18 protein-coding genes are annotated in these 19,933 nt (G+C 45.4%); 1 reads left to right on the top strand and 17 read right to left on the bottom strand.

What is annotated here, in order from left to right; genetic code table 11:
* Nucleotides 1-103: 103 nt before the first annotated feature.
* The 4 genes from PPA03S_RS26120 to PPA03S_RS26105 all read right to left on the bottom strand — a co-directional run bounded on the left by PPA03S_RS26120 (nt 104) and on the right by PPA03S_RS26105 (nt 4,037).
* Entirely contained in the window at nt 104-529 is a 426-nt protein-coding gene (locus PPA03S_RS26120) for a MarR family winged helix-turn-helix transcriptional regulator (RefSeq protein WP_157284373.1), read from the bottom strand.
* A gap of 137 nt (nt 530-666) precedes the next feature.
* Nucleotides 667-1,407 carry an oxygen-insensitive NADPH nitroreductase gene (nfsA, locus tag PPA03S_RS26115; RefSeq protein WP_062327541.1) on the bottom strand — a complete coding sequence of 247 codons (741 nt, stop codon included), beginning with the start codon at nt 1,405-1,407 and terminating at the stop codon, nt 667-669.
* Nucleotides 1,408-1,421: 14 nt separating this feature from the next.
* A complete protein-coding gene (locus tag PPA03S_RS26110; protein ID WP_062327538.1) occupies nt 1,422-2,768 on the bottom strand; it encodes an NtaA/DmoA family FMN-dependent monooxygenase in 1,347 nt (448 codons plus the stop codon).
* A gap of 165 nt (nt 2,769-2,933) precedes the next feature.
* Nucleotides 2,934-4,037: a Gfo/Idh/MocA family protein gene (locus PPA03S_RS26105; RefSeq protein ID WP_062327536.1), complete on the bottom strand. Its 1,104-nt coding sequence runs from the start codon at nt 4,035-4,037 to the stop codon at nt 2,934-2,936.
* Between the two features lie 353 nt (nt 4,038-4,390).
* Between PPA03S_RS26105 and PPA03S_RS26100 the strand changes: the two genes are divergently transcribed.
* Nucleotides 4,391-4,744: a winged helix-turn-helix transcriptional regulator gene (locus tag PPA03S_RS26100; RefSeq protein WP_062327533.1), complete on the top strand. Its 354-nt coding sequence runs from the start codon at nt 4,391-4,393 to the stop codon at nt 4,742-4,744.
* Between the two features lie 340 nt (nt 4,745-5,084).
* Here the strand turns inward: PPA03S_RS26100 and PPA03S_RS26095 are convergent, their stop codons facing one another.
* From PPA03S_RS26095 to dinG, 13 genes are all read right to left on the bottom strand, one after another.
* The gene (locus tag PPA03S_RS26095) at nt 5,085-6,365 is read right to left on the bottom strand and encodes a hypothetical protein (RefSeq protein WP_062327531.1); all 1,281 of its coding nucleotides are present in this window, start codon (nt 6,363-6,365) and stop codon (nt 5,085-5,087) included.
* Between the two features lie 42 nt (nt 6,366-6,407).
* Nucleotides 6,408-6,860, bottom strand: a complete 453-nt coding sequence (locus tag PPA03S_RS26090) for a hypothetical protein (protein ID WP_062327528.1) — start codon at nt 6,858-6,860, stop codon at nt 6,408-6,410.
* The gene (locus PPA03S_RS26085) at nt 6,850-7,344 is read right to left on the bottom strand and encodes an RNA polymerase sigma factor (protein WP_245683735.1); all 495 of its coding nucleotides are present in this window, start codon (nt 7,342-7,344) and stop codon (nt 6,850-6,852) included. Before PPA03S_RS26085 ends, PPA03S_RS26090 begins: the two co-directional genes overlap by 11 nt.
* Before the next feature lie 275 nt (nt 7,345-7,619).
* Nucleotides 7,620-8,324, bottom strand: coding sequence for a DnaD domain-containing protein (locus PPA03S_RS26080; RefSeq protein WP_062327525.1), 705 nt, complete (start codon nt 8,322-8,324; stop codon nt 7,620-7,622).
* Between the two features lie 17 nt (nt 8,325-8,341).
* Nucleotides 8,342-9,637 (bottom strand): asparagine--tRNA ligase, encoded by a 1,296-nt coding sequence (gene asnS, locus PPA03S_RS26075; protein WP_062327522.1) that lies wholly within the window; start codon nt 9,635-9,637, stop codon nt 8,342-8,344.
* Between the two features lie 102 nt (nt 9,638-9,739).
* On the bottom strand, nt 9,740-10,945 hold the full coding sequence (locus tag PPA03S_RS26070; RefSeq protein ID WP_062327519.1) for an acetate/propionate family kinase: 1,206 nt from the start codon (nt 10,943-10,945) through the stop codon (nt 9,740-9,742).
* On the bottom strand, nt 10,942-11,814 hold the full coding sequence (locus tag PPA03S_RS26065) for a 3-hydroxyacyl-CoA dehydrogenase family protein (protein WP_062327516.1): 873 nt from the start codon (nt 11,812-11,814) through the stop codon (nt 10,942-10,944). The genes PPA03S_RS26070 and PPA03S_RS26065 overlap by 4 nt, the downstream gene beginning before the upstream one ends.
* A 133-nt stretch (nt 11,815-11,947) precedes the next feature.
* Nucleotides 11,948-13,450, bottom strand: coding sequence for an AAA family ATPase (locus PPA03S_RS26060; RefSeq protein ID WP_062327513.1), 1,503 nt, complete (start codon nt 13,448-13,450; stop codon nt 11,948-11,950).
* Nucleotides 13,443-13,970, bottom strand: a complete 528-nt coding sequence (locus PPA03S_RS26055; RefSeq protein ID WP_062327510.1) for a hypothetical protein — start codon at nt 13,968-13,970, stop codon at nt 13,443-13,445. Before PPA03S_RS26055 ends, PPA03S_RS26060 begins: the two co-directional genes overlap by 8 nt.
* Nucleotides 13,971-14,274: 304 nt before the next feature.
* Entirely contained in the window at nt 14,275-14,805 is a 531-nt protein-coding gene (locus PPA03S_RS26050; protein ID WP_062327508.1) for a DUF5590 domain-containing protein, read from the bottom strand.
* A gap of 41 nt (nt 14,806-14,846) precedes the next feature.
* Entirely contained in the window at nt 14,847-16,151 is a 1,305-nt protein-coding gene (locus PPA03S_RS26045) for an amidohydrolase (protein ID WP_062327505.1), read from the bottom strand.
* Nucleotides 16,138-16,791 (bottom strand): redox-sensing transcriptional repressor Rex, encoded by a 654-nt coding sequence (locus tag PPA03S_RS26040; RefSeq protein WP_062327502.1) that lies wholly within the window; start codon nt 16,789-16,791, stop codon nt 16,138-16,140. The genes PPA03S_RS26045 and PPA03S_RS26040 overlap by 14 nt, the downstream gene beginning before the upstream one ends.
* Nucleotides 16,792-17,016: 225 nt before the next feature.
* Nucleotides 17,017-19,878, bottom strand: a complete 2,862-nt coding sequence (gene dinG, locus PPA03S_RS26035) for an ATP-dependent DNA helicase DinG (protein WP_062327499.1) — start codon at nt 19,876-19,878, stop codon at nt 17,017-17,019.
* Between the last annotated feature and the right edge of the window lie 55 nt (nt 19,879-19,933).

Here is a 19,933-nt window from a genome sequence, read left to right as displayed (position 1 = left end):
TTCTTTGCGAACATGTATGTGCTACAGGAGTTGAACTAATCAGGTTCAACCATGTAAACTGCAATCATCGTTGTTATAGGTTTTCATCGGATCATTTCCAAGGTTATACTATATTCCTCTCCATTTGTTGCATTAGTTGTCTTAAGATCAATCGATCTTCCGTAGAAATGGATTGAAGTAACTTCTCCTGCTGCTCCCTCCATTTAATCTCAACCGGTTTTTCTAATGCTTTTCCTTTGTCCGTTAGAAAAATACGCATGATTCTTGCATCTTGTACATCACGTTGACGATATATAAATCCGTTCTGCTCCAGTGATTTAACCATGTTCGTTACCGTTGGCGGTTCGCATTTCAAGTGTTCACATAGTTGCATCTGTGTTACCCCATCACCCAGCCACAGACGATACAGCAAATTATCTTGCCCTACATAGAGATTAAGTTCTCTCAGAGATTCACTATAATTTCGACGCATTTGGGAGGAAATCCGATCTAACGACTGTCGAATATCACAATTTACCGCATCTGTCACGAGTTATCCCCCCCTGTCATCCGAATTATATTTAGCAGACTAAATGTATCACGGTGATATATAGGTGTCAATTCACCTTAGAGCTTCCGCCTACTGGGGGCAGCTCTTGGTAAAAAATGTTTGGCTTTATCTGAAACTTATTTTTTGGCAAATCCTTGCTTGTTCAAATAGTCCATCATTTGAGGCTGAATACTTCTCTGGAGATGATCCTGAATGTGGTCACTCCATCCTTTAACTTTTTTCACTGTGAAGGGGGCTCTCGTCGGACGATTTTCATAATACTTCAACATGGTTTCATTATAGATAGCTAATTTCTCTTGATCCAGTGATTGATACTGATTTTCAAGTAACACCATGGATTGAGGCAGCCGAGGTTTCAGGTCAGGCTTATCTTCAGCTGGATTACCTATACATAATCCCACCAAAGGAATCACATATTTCGGCAAATTCAATAACTCAGACAGTTCGCTGATATTAGCTCTGACCCCACCAATAAATACACCACCTAGTCCCATGGATTCGGCAGCGGTTAACGCATTTTGTGCCATCAGCCCGGCATCGAATGAACCGATCAACAGAAATTCAATATATTCGATATCCACATCCGGGGCAATTTGATGATTTCGGTTAAAATCTGCACAGAAGATCCAAAACTCTGCAGCTTCTTCAATATAAGGTTGATTGACAGCAAGTTGTCTGACTTTTTTTCGGAGAACCGGATCGGTAATTCGCATAATGGACCCGGCCTGCAGGAGACTGAACGATGAAGTTTGATTCGCTGCCTGAAAGATCGCATCGATTTGTTCCTCAGTCAGGGGTTGAGATGTATAAGAACGAAACGATGTATGGTTATGAAGTAACTCAAGCGTCTGATTCATTAAAATCCTCTCCTCTATTCGTTTATTTCATATTCCCGCATTCCATACTCGTATGGAACGCCCATGTTCTCTCGTAATGTTTTTCCTTCATATTCTTTATGGAACAATGCGCGCTCCTGCAAGATGGGTACAACCTGATTCACAAAATCCGCAACACCATCAAAAGATACATCGGGCACGACCGAGAATCCGTCACACGCTTCAGCTAAAAACCATTTTTCCAAAAAGTCCGCAACCTGAGTGGGTGTGCCTGCAACGACGGGATGATAGTTGATGACTCCGTGGGCGAGAACATCCCGAACGGATAGCCCTTGTAACAACAACTTCAAGGCTATTGGAGAACGTGGATCCATGGGGTTGGCATATGCATTTTTCAACAAGTCGGCCGCTAAAGGTTGATCAATATCTACCGAGTTCACCGATAAGGGCAATCCAATCATGGAACCAAGGTAACTTACCCGACTTGGGATTTCCTGGGGATTAAAGCTCATAAGCTGTTTCCGACGATCCAGAGCTTCCTCTTCCGTTGATGCTAGAGAAAACATGAAACCTGCAAATATCTTAATATCATTGGGATTTCGCCCGAAACGGACAGCACTTTGACGAATGGCTTGTCTTTGTTCAACAGCAGACGCAATATCATAAGGATTAGCGTAGACGCCGGAAGCGTATTTTCCCGCCAATTCCAATCCCTCACTCCCTCCTCCTGCCTGGAAAATAACAGGCTGGCCTTGCTCGGAAGGGGGAATGGGCAGTGGACCACGAGATGCAAAATATTGACCTTGAAGGTTGATAGGCTGGATTTTGTCCATGTCGGCAAACTTCCCTCCTTCTACATCTAACGTCCATGCATCTGTTTTCCAACTCCCCCACAAGGCCTGAACAATTTGTATACTCTCATGTGCCTTCTCGTAGCGTTCTTGGCGATTAGCAACCCGGGCACCGAAATTAGCCGCTGCTAAGGGGTCGGATGTGGTAACCGCATTCCATCCCGCACGTCCATGACTGATTACATCCAGTGCTTTGAACTGACGTGCAATGTTGTAGGGATAATTAAATGTCGTAGAGAGAGTAGCAACAAGCCCAATGTGGTTCGTTTCTCTTGCTACAGCCATCAGTGCCAACATAGGGTCCATAGGGGACATAGGCGTCTGAGGACCTAAGTTGTTGGACAACGCTGGAGTATCCGCGATGAAAATCATTTGAAACTTTCCTTGTTCAGCTAATTTAGCCCGCTCTACATAACTATCCATATTGGTGTAGGCTGCAGGATCCGTGCCAGGCATTCTCCATGCGCTGAACTCACCCCCATAGCCCGAAACCATCTGTAAAGCCAGTTGCATCTCATTTCTTTTTTTCATATCATTTCTTCTCCTTTATTCCAGATCGGCGAAGAGTGGAATAACCTTTTTGTAAATGGATGTACATCGTACAACTTTTTGTAACTTTAGATTAGGAGTGATCGCAACCAGTCAGAATCCGCAGCTGCAATGCACCTGATCGTTACGGGTTCGTGTTTTTAAGCATCAAAAATATTGACGTTCACCAGTCTGTGCTGATTTTTCGACGGCATCCAGTAGCTGATGAAGCTTAACCGCATCCGCGAAAGTAGGTGCTAAGGCTGTGCCTTCTTGAATATCTTGGGCGAATTTACGATAAGCCTGAGCCATATTCAGAACAAATCCTGAATCACTTTTTAGAGAATTTGGAGCCCAGTAATAGGCATCGGGAATGGTTAGATCACGAAGCTCGTTGTCAGTAGGTCCTGCACCGCGTAATTGGTGTGATCCGAATTGAATGGATGCAGGCGCACTCAACACGATTGTGCCCTTAACTCCGAAAATTTCAAGTGTTAATCCTGTCTGATGTTTGACACCACCTTGAATATGAACACTAGCTGCCGCACCACTCGTTAATTTTCCAGTAATCAGTATTTGATCATCTGTCGTCTTCCTGATGACTTTCTGAATATCGACCAATTCGACTTCGGGAAACTGCTGTGCTGTGAGGGCAGAAAGTTCGGTAAAGTCCCCAAGCATGTAGGTAAATGCATCCAAATTATGTCCACCTACAATGGTCAGCAAGTTCCCTCCAATCTTCCGGTCAAATAGATACGCAGTGGATTGGTCAGCGACGCCACCCATACCATCAATAGAGATCCTTAGATTGGCAGATAATACGTTTCCAACATAACCTTCTGCCAATAAATCTTTCACATACTGAATGGCCGGGGCTTGTCTGGCCTGTAATCCAATCGCATTTGGCAATTGGCGGTCAGCTACCCATTTCTGCATTTCGAGCGCTTCACCTGTATTGGATCCAAGTGGCCATTCGCAATAGATCGGTTTTCCAGCAGGAGCAATGGCTTTAACGGCATTATAATGTTCCTTGACGTTAATACTGACGACGACCATGTCTACATCAGGATGTTGAGCCAGATCCTCTATGTTATCAAAGCCGTGATTTGCGTGGAAAGCTTCTGCACTTTTCTTCGCACTCGCCATATTACTCGTCCCCACTGCGGTAAGCTCAAATTCATCCAAATGTTCAATGGCTGGGATATGTGTACCGCTCGCCCAACCATTATTAATTGAAGCACCTATGATTCCTGTACGAATTTTTTTACTCAATGAACACATCTCCCTTATTTGAATATTGTTCTGAACGTCCTAAAGTCACGGGCAAAAAAGAAAAGAAGATGATCTAATTGCTCTGGAAAACCATTAATCTCCATTAAATCCTCGGATCATAATAATGCCCACATGGTTAGCTTGCTAACTATAAGATTAAAAAATATAATGGTTACTTAGCCTGCTAACTATAAAACCAAAATTAGTTTAATGTTCATTTACCTTTGAGGTAAACTAAACGTTATTGTTTTGGTTGTTGACTCAACTATAAGTGTATTCATTTCATTTTCAAAGAGGGCAATCTAAATGAACATAGTACATCTATTTGTACCTATAGAGTAGGAGTGATATCAATGAGGGTTTGTAATAAAGGATTTGATAAAGAGTTCATGAATGAAAAAAGTGATATGTACGCGATAGCTTTTACCCAAAATGTTCTTTCCGGACGTTGGAAGTATTTTATATTATGGTATCTAAAAGAGGAAACACGTCGTTATTCGGATATCAAAAAATTCCTTGGAGATCTGTCTCAAGGCTCTCTTACGAAGCAACTTAAGGAATTAGAGAATGATGGCGTTATTCAACGTGATGTTTATCCTGAAGTTCCACCACGAGTGGAGTATTTGTTAACAGAAAAGGGAATGAAGTTGCTACCGATCCTTGAAAAGATGGAGGACTTCGGTAAAGAATACGGCGACAACACTTAATATCCATTTGAGAACAGTTTCCCAAACAAGATGAATACCGAAATTTGGGCTACAACGTTTAAATTTACACTAAGCTTTGTCCAGTCTATTTTTAGGCACAACGTGGAATAATCCTTTTCGACCGATTGACTTGTGTTAAGAACTTGTACCGATAAAACAAAAAAGTCGCTAATTTAGCGACTTTTTTGGAAATATTTCCTTGTCCCTCGGGACCTTTATCGCCGGATTTCCTCTTTGGAAAAGGGCGTCGATAAAATCCTGGGGATAAACAACGATTGGAGGGTTGTTCTGTCACCGTAGTGTCAGTGTAACTATTCATTAGTTCAACGAAGCAAGCTCTCTACAGTCGATCATCCTGATCCTTGAACAAAAAGAGACTGTCTGCTCCCTCATCATTTCGATGAATCGCACTATTGATCCCGGTCCCCCTCTGCTTGCCGAAGAGCAGCTTCAGACCACCAAAAATAAGCAGCAAGGACACTATGACGGTGTTCACATATGATCGAATCTCGTACGTCATAAATGCATCCGGGAACATCTCATTCAGCTGTGGAATGACCAAGCGGATAAACAGATAGTAAAGTCCCAGAGCAGCAATACCAAATCCAATCAGGCGCTGGTGACGCGCCCAATCCTTGAAAATAGGTTGATCGGTCAAAGGTTCACGTCCATACCGACTTGAACACTGAAGTCCGTCAAAGAAACTGTAGAACCAGATCAACGGAATCATGAAAAGGAACACCGATAAATGAAGCAGGTCCAGAACGTAAATGCTGCCGAGAAACAGGAACATCAGCTGCATGCCTCTTTTTTGCAGTCCCAGATACAGATGACCCGCACCCGGAAAGGCTGATAACAAGGTTGCCAGCACTTTGCTTCGCCGTCCAGAAGCCCTGCCCATCTCCAGCTCCTCGAACAACGTACGATCCTGCAATATCTCACCAGCTTGCTTGCGATGGACGTGCTGAACCGCATCAAACATACAGTACACCCATATTACAGGCAGAATGAGCAAAAACATCAGAAATACCGATTCATTCGTAATCGAAGCTACAAATACCATCATCGCAAATGAACCAAAGAACGCCATCAGAAACGATAAACCGCGATGTAACAGCCCGAGGTGAAGATGACCCAGTCCAGGAACAAAGGAAAGTAAAATGGTGAAAAATCGTTCTCCCTCGCTACCTTTTCGATACATAGGTTGACCATACCCAGCTTCAGGAACACCATACTCACCGCCTTGATGCTGATATGGCCCCTCCTGGTCCATCTCCATCTGTCCCAGATGTCCTTCCTGACCAACGTATGCTCCCTGATGTGGTCCACTGTAATGTGCTCCATATCCATGGTAACGTGCATCCCTTGGAGATGGGGCACGGAGCAGGACAATAACCATATCCAGCATGCTGACACACCAGAAGAATACGGCCCCCAAGGCTCCAAGAATCATTAATTCCCTCTCACTCACCAGAATTGCCAGCATAAAAGAACCAACAGCTGTCCCAAAAAAGAGCAAAGGATAGATTACAGCTCTGGCGGGCCGACCCCAATAGAGAAAACCCAGACCCGGAATCAGGTTTAATAAGAATGCAAGTATTTTGTTACGATCTGATTGCACAGTCGTCATCCTTTCTTTTCAGGCAATGTGACCAAATTAAATTTATAGTTTAGGCTTAAAGTGATCCAGCCAGGAAGTGGCTGCCTCCGTCCATTTTTCCGTGAAAGATTCCCTGTGATCACCGTCCTGGAACTTATGATAAGGCGCTACTTTGTCAAAGACCCCAGAGGAAAGAAAGATTAACGTCAGACAAGCCGCTACAGCATAATGAAACACTTTATGATTCAACCAGAACCGGCTTCGTCCGGAACGCGATTTTCGCTTTGGCTTCGAGGCGTGCATATCGTTAATGCGATTCATGACCGAATCTGCAAAACCTGCCGGATCGTCCAGTTGGGGCAACTCCCGATGAATACCCAAAGCTTCGAGATAGTTATCCATCGCATCCGGTATGTCTATCAATACCTGTTCCATTAGGCTTGCCTGATTCACCGTCATTCGGCCTTCGATATAATCAGTCCACTCCTGGACAGTATACATCTCTTTATTCTTCACGCCACTCATCCTCCTTCCAATGATTTCGAATCCACTGCCGGGCACGATACAGGCGGGACTCCACGGTTTTCACTGCCACTTGTGCATCACTGGCGATCTGTTCATAATTTTTTTCGCTTAAGTAATACGCAGTAATAATGTCCCTGTGCTGGGCAGGCAGCTGATTAATTCGCTCACGAATCTTCTCCTGACGTTCTTCACGAACGAGACGGACAAGAACATCTTCTTCACGTCCGGGCATGTTCATTATTTTTTCTTCTCCGCCCAGATCCTCAGCACTTCGTCTGCCCAGCTTGCGTTTGGCATCAATTGCTTTGTGAAAGGCAATTCGGGTCAGCCATGTTTTGAAACCTTCGGATCGGTAATCGGGGAGAGATTTAACCATTTGAATGAACGCCTCCTGCGCTGCATCCTGTGCATCCTGATCGTTCCGCAATACGGAATAGGCCACATGATATACATGTTGGCTGTACTTTTCGATCAACAAACGCAGTTTGGATGTGTCGCCTTGACGGATTTGTTCAATTAAGCGCGCTTCATCAATGACTCTCCCCTCCTCTCCACTACAATAGACGACAACTTATTTGTTGACCCCTGCATATTCATTCAAATTTTTATAAAAGATTGCTCATTGCCTGAAAAGATTAGCTTTCATGGAACTAAATGCTCTATAATCTAAAAAAACAGGCGCAGAATATCTTCTGGCCTGTTTTTGGTTTATTCTGAATTCAATTCATGCTGGTTAACCTGACATGAATACTAACGTCCTCCGTTACGGAAACGTTGCGTATATGCCTTCGCATCCTGCACATTCTTCACGCGATTGCGACTCCATTCGAGTAAAATCCGATCGATATAACGAAAATGAACTTTACCAGCAAACACTGCTTCCTTCAATGCCATAAGAATAAGTTCCTCTTGATAGCGATCCTGATCCAGCCAACTGGATATCGTTTCACATTCCATTGGTGAGAGTGGACGGCCAAATTCTTTTTCAAAAATAGAGAACATGTTTCGTTCTTCCTCTTCTTTTTGAACACTGTTCGAATCCGGGCGCGATGCATTACGGTCCAGCTGTTGCTGACGGGCAGCGGCCAGATCTTCCGCTGTACAAACTGCCAGTTTGGCATACAATCCGTTCAGGTCATAACGCTCATACTGAATGTCACGTTCTTCATCCCGATGCTCGTCAATGTGAATATACCCTTCTCTCATAAGACGCTGCAGCATTCTTGCAATGCCTTCCGGAGCAAGCCCCATGCGGGTAGCAAGCTCTTCTAGTGTTGGGAACTCATTGAACTCCACTTGTCGGAATCCAAACAATTGAATCAGCAGAAGTACCTCAGCATCACTTAATCCCAGCTGATGATAATAGCGCAGTAAAGCATATGGGAGCTGCGCTGTGCCTGCCGCCATACCAAAAGCTGCTCCATTCAACCAGGCTTTTGAGCCGGTCTCTTCCATAGACTCGCGGTACAGCATTAAGGATACAGACGGTAGAGCATACGTGGGAATGCAATTGTCTCACGTACGTGATCCAATCCACAGATCCAAGCTACCGTCCGCTCCAATCCCAGACCGAAGCCGGAGTGAGGAACCGATCCATATTTACGCAAGTCCAGATACCACTGATATGCCTCTTCTGACAATTGATGCTCATTAAAGCGCTGCTGCATCAGTTCCGGATCATCAATCCGCTGAGAACCGCCAATGATCTCTCCGTACCCTTCCGGTGCGATCATGTCTGCACAGAGTACCACTTCAGGACGATTAGGATCAGGTTTCATGTAGAATGCCTTGATTCCAGCTGGATAATGTGTGATAAAGACCGGAGTTTCGTATTTCTCGGCAATCGCCGTTTCATGTGGGGCACCGAAGTCTTCTCCCCAAGGAATATCAAAACCTTGTCCATTCAGGAACTCAATCGCTTCATCATAGGTAATGCGCGGGAATGGAGCGACAATGTTCTCAAGCTTGGATACATCACGTCCGATGGACTCCAGTTCAGCACGACAGTTTTTCAGAACCGTTTGAACCACGTGAGCAATAAACTTTTCTTGTACTCGCAGGCTTTCCTCGTGATCCACAAATGCCATTTCCGGCTCAATCATCCAGAACTCAATCAGGTGACGACGTGTTTTGGATTTCTCGGCACGGAACGTAGGACCGAAGGAGTATACTTTGCCCAGCGCCATCGCAGCAGCTTCCATATACAACTGTCCACTTTGTGTCAGATAGGCATCTTCATCAAAATATTTGATGTGGAACAAGTTCGTTGTCCCTTCAGCAGATGAAGGTGTGAGGATTGGAGGATCAACCTGTGTAAATCCGTTACCATCAAAAAACTGCTGAACAGCACGGATAATTTCCGCACGAATGACCATAATGGCACGTTGTTTCGTTGAACGCAGCCATAAGTGGCGATGATCCATCAGGAAGTCTACCCCATGCTCCTTAGGAGTAATCGGATAATTTTCAGTGAGATGAATAATCTCTACACCGGTAACCGTCATCTCATAACCAGAAGCACTACGCGGCTCTTCGCGGATAATACCTGTAACGTACAATGAACTTTCTTGGGTCAAGCTTTTGGCAGCATTCCAGATATCTTCGCTGACTTCACTCTTAACCACTACCCCTTGAATATATCCGGTTCCATCACGCAGTTGCAAAAATTGAATTTTGCCGCTGGAACGTTTGTTGTTAATCCAGGCGCCGATCTTAACGGTTTCGCCCACATGCTCATTCACATTACGAATTACACAATCCGTACTCATGCCCATATCTCTCCTCGGTATCCTGAATTTGAAAATGCAGCGGGCAGGCTTATGCCTGTCCCCTGCACTTCCTTGTCACGCTATATTCACTTTACAATTAGATTACTGAGAATTCAATACGATTCGGTGTGTATCTCTTGCAATAACCAATTCTTCATTCGTTGGTACAACGAGAACGTCCACTTTTGAATTCGCAGTTGTAATACGACGTGGTTCACCCGAACGAATTGCATTCAGCGCTTCATCCAGTTCAACACCGAGATATGTGAGCTGCTCACATACTTTTTGACGAAGAACAACCGAGTTTTCACCTACACCAGCCGTAAATACGATCACGTCTACACCGTTCATTGCTGCTGCATAAGAACCGATGTATTTACGCAAGCGGTATTCGTACATCTCGAATGCAAGCGTGGAGTTGGCATCGCCAGCCTCCATCCCTTCTGTGATTTCACGCATATCGCTGCTGATGCCGGAGATGGCAAGAAGTCCACTGTGTTTGTTCAACATGGAGTTCACTTCGCTCACGCTCAGTTCTTCCTTGTTCATCACGTAAGGTACGATTGCCGGATCAAGGTCACCACTACGTGTACCCATCATTAGTCCTTCGAGTGGAGTCATCCCCATGGAAGTATCAACGGATACTCCGCCCTGTACAGCCGTCACGCTACCACCATTACCGACGTGGCATGTGATGATTTTCAGATCTTCCAATGGACGATCCAGATATTCAGCTGCTGCCTTGCTTACGTAATCATGTGAAGTACCATGTGCTCCATAACGACGCACTTTATACTTTTTGTAAAGCACACGTGGAATGGCATACAGATATGCTTTTTCCGGCATCGTTTGATGGAAAGCCGTATCAAAGACCATTACCTGTGGCACTCCTGGCATATTGGATTCAGCCGCACGAATCCCCATCATTGCTGCAGGGTTATGAAGTGGAGCCAGATCGAACAGACGGCGAATTTCTGCTTTGGAAGCATCATCAACCAACGCCGATTCCTTAAATGCTTCACCACCATGAACCACACGATGTCCAACAGCCTGAATCTCATCAACGGAATCAAGCACACCGTTTTCTTTGTCTGTCAGGATATCAATAACTTTACGAATCGCTGTTGTATGTTCCAGAATCTCGCTAACTTCTGTAACATCCTCACGACCCGTTGGTTTGTGAGTCAGAATGGAAGAGTCCATTCCGATCCGCTCTACCAGACCTTTGGCCAATACGGATTCATCCAACATGTTATACAATTGATATTTGAGCGAGGAACTCCCCGCATTAATTACGAGTACTTTCACAGCCGGTCACCATCCTTGTCGTACTTGAAGAATCCTTCGCCTGTTTTGACACCCAGGTGTCCTGCCCGTACCATTTTCTTCAGGACCGTGGAAGGACGATATTTCAATTCACCGAATTCACGGAACATTCTTTCGAGTGCTGCTTCTACAGAATCCAGCCCGAACCGGTCTGCCATCTCAAGCGGGCCATGCTGGAAGTTGTATCCGATTCGCATTGCATCATCGATATCTTCAGCAGAAGCGACGCCTTCCTGCAATACATGAAGAGCCTCATTAATCAAAAGGCAGATCAGTCTTGACGTTACAAATCCAGGGGACTCATAGATCATGACACCTTTTTTGTCCGCCACTTCTTCAACGAAACGTCTGGTCTCTTCAAATGTGGAATCTGACGTTTTCAGCCCACGGATAATTTCTACAAGATCAACCCGGGAAACCGGGTGAATAAAGTGCATACCAATAACACGCTCTGGGTATTTGGTTGAGCTTGCAAGCTCAGTCAAACTCAGCGTGGATGTATTACTAGCAAGAATCACGTTGCTTGGACAAACTTGGTCCAGTTGACTAAATACCGCTTTTTTCGCATCCAGATCTTCAGAAATAGTCTCAATAACCATATCGCACGTTCCGAGTTCAGCCAAGTGAGCAACCTTGGTAATTCGGGAAAGAATCAATTTTTTTTCAGCCTTCGTAATGGCCCATTTCTCCAGTTGTTTATCCAGATTGGTCTCAATCATGTTATACGCATGATCCAACTTCTCCGTTGTATGCTCTACCAATAGCACATCAAGTCCTTTGGCTGCGAGCATTTGGGAAATACCTTGCCCCATCGTGCCGCCGCCGACAACTCCTATCTTTTTGAAAAACATGGTTCTGCTCCATCCTTTCGGTTCTCTATTTCTCTATTGTACCCTGTTCGCCGAAAATTACAAATTTCGACCCAACATATAATAATATCTTAGCACGAGTGAAATGTAAAAAAAAATAACCGACATAAATAAATTATGCCGGTAGAAGGGCGCTGTCACGAAATTGACAACGAAATTGATCGCCAGACAAAACTTCTTCCCTGAGCAACGTGTCGAGGGAATTGTCGAAAATTGTCCGCTGTTCTTCGAGCAAACGTTTGGTCTGTTCCATCAGATCTTGCAAAATCATCTTGTTTTCCCGCATCAATTCTTCCGTAGTTACCATTTCCATGTTAACGATACCCAGGGAAGTAAGTCCGGAGGCCATCATCGTCTGTACCACATTCGTTGCTTGCTCGAAGTCATTGCGTGATCCTGTACTGCGTCCACCGTAATACATTTCTTCCGCAGCCGCACCTCCGAGCGCAATCATGATCTGCTCTTCAAGAAAACGCTTTGTATACAGAAATTGTTCTTGCTGAGGGTTATGACGTACATATCCCAATGCCTGTCCACGTGGACTGAGTGCAACTTGACTTACACTTCCAGGACGAACCAGTTCGGCCATAATGGCATGTCCCAATTCGTGAATAGCGACCCTTTTTTTCTCTTCCACGCTAGATTCACGATCTGTCTTCTCACCCATCATTACTTTATCAATCGCAAGAGACAAATGGCGCTGTTCTATGTTGAGCAGGCCGTCTCTCATCGCATAAATCGCAGCTTCATTCATTACGCTTTCCAGCTGAGCCCCAGAGAAACCATAGGATTCTTCAGCTGTCTTATCGAGACTGACGCCCTCCAACAGCGGTTTGTTGACTGCATGAAGCTCCAGTATGTGTTTTCTTCCTTTTTTGTCAGGCAAGTCTACTTGAATATGACGGTCAAAACGTCCCGGACGAGTCAGGGCGCTATCCAACATTTCTTTTCGGTTTGTCGCTGCAATTACGAGTATGCGTGGTGTATCGGAAGAGTATATCCCATCCATCTCTGTCAACAGCTGATTCAGTGTCTGATCATATTCACGCTGTTGTCCACCTTCGCGTTTTCCACCAATCACATCAATTTCATCGATAAATATAATGGCATTTTCCTTATTTTCTTTAGCGGCACGCGTTCTTGCATCCCTGAACAAATCCCTGATTCTGCCCGCACCTACACCAACATACATCTCAACAAACTCACTGCCTGAGGCTGCAACAAAAACAGAGTCTGTGTAATGGGCAGCTGCTTTGGCCATCAATGTTTTCCCTGTTCCGGGAGGACCAGTGAGCAAAATGCCTTTCAAAGGACGAATCCCGTACTTCTGGATTTCTTCGTGCCGGATCAGAAAATCAAGCGCTTCCCGCAGTTCCTGTTTGGCACTTTCCTGACCCCCGATTTCTTCAAAAGTCAGCTTGGAAGGTCCTTTTTTCTTGCGTTTACGTTCCTGGCCAGCTCCTACCGTAATTCCTCCGCGCATTTGCATCATGAGCAGCAGCCCACCCACAAGCAATGCGGCGATTAGGATGGGAACCATGTTTACACCGATAAAAGCAAGAAAGATAATCAATACGGGTACAAATCCAATGGCAATTTCTTTCGTCCATTTAGGCATTGGGCCACACTCCTATCTGACCGGGCACACGCGGCAGAATAATAAACTTGCTGGCATCCCCATCTCTGAGGCTGACATATACATTGTTGTCGTCCATGGCAGTGTTTACCTTGATCCCGTTCGTTGCCATCTTGGACAACGTTGGGGTAATCTCGGTGTATTGCTTGTTCTCCATCGCCTGAGCCACGGTAAACATGGCGCTTCCCCACCAGCTCTCTAGCGCTTCGTTGGAATGATCCACGACATCCAGTTTCAATGACCGGGCGCCAATCAAGGTCTGTCCTTCTTTATGAATATATTGTACCAATCTGCCCAAATCAACATCTGGCTGCAGATCGAGTTTCAACTGTACATCATTGCGGTTAATAGTTAATTGAACGTCATTGACTCCGTCATATTGGGTAACCATCTTTTCAATCGGGCTTTGCACAGCCACATGACGGTACACAAACCAGCCTCCAAACAACAAGACGGCTGAAATGACGGCAGTTAAAGCAATAGGCAATACTTTTATCTTCAAGTGAGTTACCCCTCCTAAATGTTGGCCCATCCTGTAGCTTGTAGCCAAGAATATGAATATGTGTACATAATGTCCTGTGATGTGCCTACCAGGATTTATTTGTGTATGATGTATCCTTGAGTACATATTTGAGTATATCACATCGTATATACAATATCTAAGGCGAAAATATGAATAAATTATTAATTTTAACTATTCAAATCCAAAATGGTCAAAAAAGTACGCCAAAGAACCGGTTCAGTCGGATTTCCGTCTGCCGGTTCTTTCCAAGTTTTTTTAGACAATATTAAATCTGCTGCCTATTCTAGCTATTCGGGATGGTATAGACCAGATCAACCTGTTCACCGTTACTAAAACGATAAAAACGATAGTAATTGTGAGTGTCATCCTTATAATACACTTGCCATACATAGATTCCATTCACAACACCTGGCATGATTCGCTTGATCTCCCCACCTGGAACTTCAGAGCTGAACCGACTTCGAATCTGAGCTTCAGACATGCCGTTCTGCAGAAGTTCACTGTGTACAGCATTCGGCCCCGTCACAGGCTTGTTATTTCCATCAAACTTGACCCATACCACTACATTCTGGTTATCCTTATTTTTGCCGATCAGGGTCCAGTATATGTTGTCTCCGCCATCCTTCTGACCCCATACATACTTCCGCAGGTCTTCATATGACGTTATTCCAAGCTGGTCTTGTGCCGCCTGTATGGCCAACGCCTCTTCCTTGCGCTGATCCTGGGTGACATAGACATAATACCGCTGAAGTCCAAACAGAATCAGAACCAGGAGCAGCAGCGAAATCCATATCCACTTCTTTTTTTTCTTCAAAAGCCGAACTTCCTTTCCCCTATGACGCTGCCATTCTGAGATTAACGGGCGAGCAGACCGTCAAATGCAAGCTGAGACTCATGCAAAATGCGCTCTTCGTCCATGGTAAGACATTCGCCATGTTTGACCACTTGTTTGCCATCGACCCACACATGCTCCACATCTTTGGCTGATGCCGAGTAGACTGTGTGGGAAATCAGATCGGTATGTGGATAGAAATGGGCCTGTTCGATGTTAAGTGCGATGAAGTCAGCCTTCATGCCTGCTTGCAGAGCACCTGTATTGTTCAGGAAAATCGATTTGGCACCATACGAAGTTCCGAGCAGCAGCGCTTCCCCGGCTGGAACGGCCGTTGGGTCACCGGATACACCTTTGTGAATCAATGCAGCCAGTCTCATCTCTTCAAACATATCCAGATTATTGTTACTTGCAGGTCCGTCTGTTCCCAGGGACACGGTCACACCTGCTTTCAGCAGGTCGGGTACACGTGCAACACCCGAAGCCAGCTTCAGGTTACTGCCTGGATTGTGGGAAACGGCTACATCATGCCGTGCGAGAATCTCGATCTCCTCATCATTCAGATGAACGGCATGGGCGACCAGGGATGGACGTGAGAAGAAGCCCAATTTCTCCAGATGTGCGACAGGACGAAGACCATAGTCAGTTACATTCTGCTCCACTTCACGAAGTGTTTCAGACATATGAGTATGCAAAGGCAGATTCAGGTCATGAGCAACCTGTACCAGCTTCTCTATGTAATCAGGAGGACAAGTATAAGGAGCGTGTGGAGAGATTACTGTTGTAATTCTTCCGTCTGCTTGTCCATTCCATTGACGGGCAAATGCTGCGGACTCTTCCAGTTTACGCAGTTGTTCTTCTTCTGAGCAAAGTCCGATTACGCCACGTGCCAGAGCAGCCCGAACACCGGATTGTTCCACCACTTTCGCAACCTGATCCATATGATCATACATATCGAGGAATGCAGTTGTTCCGCCTTTCAACATTTCAAGCACGGAAAGTGATGTGCCCCAATATACGTCTTCAGAGGTCATTTTGGCTTCCATTGGCCACATTTTCTCCTCCAGCCATACTTGTAACGCCAGATCGTCCCCGTGACCTCTCAGAAGGGACATTGCTGCATGGCCATGCGTATTGATCAAACCCGGCAGGAAGAGCAATCCTTTTCCATCCACCTTGGTCAGACTTTCGTCTCCTTCCGGCAACGTCTCACCAATATGCACAATCTGGTCATTCTCTACGATCATATAACCGTGAACCACTTTCCAATTCGCACCCTCACTAACAGCAAATTTGCCGTTGTGAATAACCCATCTATTTCTCGTCATCTTCCTCGTCGTCCTTTCCATTCTCCAAGTAATAAGCCAGACTAAGCAGATCCGTCGTAAAATCGGCATGATGAATGCGAATATGCGGCGGGGTTTTGAGGATTGTTGGTGCAAAATTCAGGATCGCTTCAATTCCCGACTCAATCAGCTGATCCGCAACATTTTGGGCTTCTGTATCGGGAACCGTGATGATTCCGATGCGAATGTTATCCTTTTTGATCGAATCTGTTAATTCATTCATCGGCTGTACCGTCAGGCTGTTGATTTGGCTTCCAATCTTCGGACCGTAGGCATCAAATACAGCAACAATCTTCATGTTGTCTTTCAGATATGCGTTGTAATTGGACAGTGCATGTCCCAGGTTACCGGCTCCGACAAGAGCCACATTGATCTGCTGGTCTATCTTTAAAATATGGCGGATTTTCTCGATGAGATAGGAAACGTCATACCCGATCCCTTTACGACCAAAGTCACCGAAATAAGCCAGGTCTTTACGAATCTGGGCCGGATTCAAATCCAGCCTCAGTCCAAGTTCTTGTGAAGAAACCGTATTGACTTCGCGCTGATGCAGTTCATTTAAGTAGCGTAAATAAACGGGCAAACGTCGCACCACGGCTTCCGAGATTTTATCTGATTTCATTCATTGCTCCCCCTTACCAAGGCCACGATAGATAGATGAAAAGACGAGCATCCTGCATCAATCAGTTCATACGAGAAGAACAGTAATTCTACAGAATGCTCTAGTTATATAAAAGATAATTGCATTACTTGCAGGCTCATGAAACAAATGAATGATCTAATCAATTTTACCGCTGAACACAGGCTACATGCAATGACGCAGTGGGCACAAGAAATCGGTAGTCTGTTATTGCTGTTCTTCGGTTGGCTTATCGAGCCATTCCTTGATTCGCGGAACCATCTGTTCCGCAAGCATATGCTCCATTTTGGGACCTGGTAATGAATATAAAAAGTATTTGCCATAGTAAGCTTCAATGACGCGTGTATCGTATACAATCACGATGCCTCTGTCTTGACCTGTGCGAACCAGCCTACCGAAACCCTGTTTAAAACGAATGACCGCTTGCGGCACAGACAGCTTCATAAACGGATTTTTCTTCTGTTCTTGCAAAAGCTCGCTCTTCGCTTCCACCAATGGATGATTCGGCGGTTGAAAAGGAAGTCTGACAATGGCTAGACAAGTCAATGCCTCTCCCGGAATATCTACCCCTTCCCAGAAGCTGCTTGTGCCAAGAAGCACCGTAGCTTTTGCGTCCTGGAATCGGCGTGTCAATTTGGAACGGCTGCCGCTGTCCACTCCTTGGCCCAATAATGAGATATCGTTACCAGTCAACGCCTCTTTAAGTGGATCGTAGACCTGTCGCAGCATACGGTAGGATGTGAACAATACCATCATACGGCCACGAGTGGCAATGGCCGTTTCTGCGAGTGAGTGTACGAGCATATCCACAAAATGGGCATCACCTACGCTGCCCTTAACGCTCGGAAAATCACGTGGAATAACGAGCAGAGCCTGTTCTCGATAGTTAAAGGGTGACGGCAACATGGACGTCAACAGACGGTTATTCTCGGAAGCTTCCTGCAATCCAAGCTGCTCGATCATAAATTGAAATGACTTGTCTACCGAGAGCGTAGCCGAAGTAAGCACAACGCTTTTCTTTTTATCAAAGAACATTTCCTTTAATTGTGCACTGACATCTACAGGAACAGCATACAGTTGCAGAGATTTACTGCGGAACTGGCCGCTGGCTTCCATCCAATAAACCGTTTTGGTATCATCCATCCGCATGAAGAAACGCAGATTATCCTTGATTGTTGCCAAGTCCTTCAGCAGACCTGAAATATCCGTAATCAAACTATCAGATTGATAATCATCTTGATCTTCTTTGACTTCCAGCAGCAGCTTGTCGCCTTTGCGAATGAAGTCACCCAGGGTTACATAAATCTGGTTTTCAACCTCCTGCAATTCCTGCCATTTTGCTGGTTTTTGCGAAGGCTTCAGTCGAAGAGAGAACTGTCCTGTCTCGCCTGGAGAAGCATCAGTTCGTTCAGGCAATAATCCGAATAATGTATCACTAAGTCGATCCCACATCTCTTTGACTTCAACTGCTAGCGGAAACATCTGATCAATCATGGAGCCCCACTGTACCGAATTTTCATGACCCGACAATTGGGAACGAAGCATCGGAAGTTGGCCATTACGGCTATCTTTAAACAGCCGAGTCAATGTATGAACCAACGTGAAATATTTCATATGCAGTCCAAGATGCTTACCCGCCACATCCTCTAGATGATGTGCTTCATCAATCACCAGACTTTCGTAGGCTGGCAGCAGTTGATGCGCTGCTTTGACATCCGTAAACAATTTAGAGTGATTCGTAATGACAATATCGGATAACCCTGCTTCATGTTTGGCCCGATGGTAGAAACATTTGCGGAACCAAGGACAGGAGCGCCCGAGACAAGACTCCGATTCACTCTGTACCGTCTCCCAAAAGTCTCCCCCGCGTCCGCTGAGATTAAGCTCCTCATCGTCACCAGTCTCCGTCTGCGTAAGCCATACAATCATCTGAGCCGCAGTAAAATAGTCCTCTTTTGGTGTGGCGAATTCACGTTTATTGATTTTCTGCTCAAATTTGCGCAGGCACAGATAATGCCCACGTCCCTTGAACACCGCTGCCTTAAACGGGAAAGGAACCACTTTTGTCAGCAGGGGAATATCCCGCTCTCTCAATTGCTCCTGCAGGTTGATGGTATGTGTACTGACCATGACTTTCTGTTCTTGCTTCACACTCTCGTAAATGGCCGGCAGCAGATAACCAAGTGACTTACCTGTACCGGTTCCAGCCTCAATCAAAAGGTGTTTTTCTTCGTCCAAGGCTTGTCGTACACTGCTGAACATCTGAGTTTGCGCCTCGCGCTCCTCATAATGATCCAGCGTTTCCTTCAAATTCTCTCGTACCTGATCCATATACTGTTCAAAGCTGATACCTTCCAGGGGATTCCCTTCCCGCTCATCCCTTGGTGCACCAATCTCTGTCCAGTCACTTACGTTCAGGGCAAACTGTCGGTAATACGTATGACCCTCCAGATCCTGAATGGGCTCAGCTTCCTTCTCTGTGCGCATACCGTCGAAGAACCAACCTAAGTCACTATCTTCCGGTGCAAACAGGTCACTGAGGCGCTGAATCGTGATCAGAGGCAATGCGCGCAGCTCATCAAGACACTTCAGTAATACAAAAGCTGTAGCTAACGCATCACTATCTGCCTGATGAGGGCGGTCATGCTGAAATCCAAATTCGGAAGACACATAGCCTAGCTGATATGAACCCAGTGACGGGAACGTGATCTTCAGGAAATCAATCGTATCCAGAATACGGCCGGTGAACGGCAAATAGCCGCAGCGATCCAATGCATTTTGAAGAAAATGAAAATCAAATGCAACGTTATGTCCAACGAGAACGACATCGTCCAGTAACGGAACCATCTCCATCATCATCTCTTCCAATGAGGGAGCGTCCGCCACATCTTCGTTGGTAATACCGGTTAGCCCCGTTATAAACGGAGGAATCGGCACACCCGGATTCACATAAGAACTATATATTTGAGTTATGCTGTAGTCATGATCTATGATGGCAAGCCCGGCTTGTATAATCTCGCCGTCGGACTGCGTGCCGGTTGTTTCGAAATCCAATACGGCAAATTTCATTGCAATGTACGGTCCCTTCCATTCCAGTCTATGTTACAGCATAGCAAAAAAAAGG

Source organism: Paenibacillus pabuli NBRC 13638, from assembly GCF_001514495.1.
GTDB classification, from domain to species: domain Bacteria; phylum Bacillota; class Bacilli; order Paenibacillales; family Paenibacillaceae; genus Paenibacillus; species Paenibacillus pabuli.
Note: the sequence above shows the minus strand (reverse complement) of the source record. Positions and strands in the feature narration are given on the sequence as shown.

Excerpts from the sequence above, each read along its gene's own strand:
- asnS (WP_062327522.1), bottom strand. The coding sequence starts at position 9,637 with ATGAGTACGGATTGTGTAATTCGTAATGTGAATGAGCATGTGGGCGAA.
- PPA03S_RS26040 (WP_062327502.1), bottom strand. The coding sequence starts at position 16,791 with ATGAAATCAGATAAAATCTCGGAAGCCGTGGTGCGACGTTTGCCCGTT.
- PPA03S_RS26110 (WP_062327538.1), bottom strand. The coding sequence starts at position 2,768 with ATGAAAAAAAGAAATGAGATGCAACTGGCTTTACAGATGGTTTCGGGC.
- PPA03S_RS26100 (WP_062327533.1), top strand. The coding sequence starts at position 4,391 with ATGAGGGTTTGTAATAAAGGATTTGATAAAGAGTTCATGAATGAAAAA.
- PPA03S_RS26060 (WP_062327513.1), bottom strand. The coding sequence starts at position 13,450 with ATGCCTAAATGGACGAAAGAAATTGCCATTGGATTTGTACCCGTATTG.
- PPA03S_RS26065 (WP_062327516.1), bottom strand. The coding sequence starts at position 11,814 with ATGTTTTTCAAAAAGATAGGAGTTGTCGGCGGCGGCACGATGGGGCAA.
- PPA03S_RS26080 (WP_062327525.1), bottom strand. The coding sequence starts at position 8,324 with ATGGAAGAGACCGGCTCAAAAGCCTGGTTGAATGGAGCAGCTTTTGGT.
- dinG (WP_062327499.1), bottom strand. The coding sequence starts at position 19,878 with ATGAAATTTGCCGTATTGGATTTCGAAACAACCGGCACGCAGTCCGAC.
- nfsA (WP_062327541.1), bottom strand. The coding sequence starts at position 1,407 with ATGAATCAGACGCTTGAGTTACTTCATAACCATACATCGTTTCGTTCT.
- PPA03S_RS26045 (WP_062327505.1), bottom strand. The coding sequence starts at position 16,151 with ATGACGAGAAATAGATGGGTTATTCACAACGGCAAATTTGCTGTTAGT.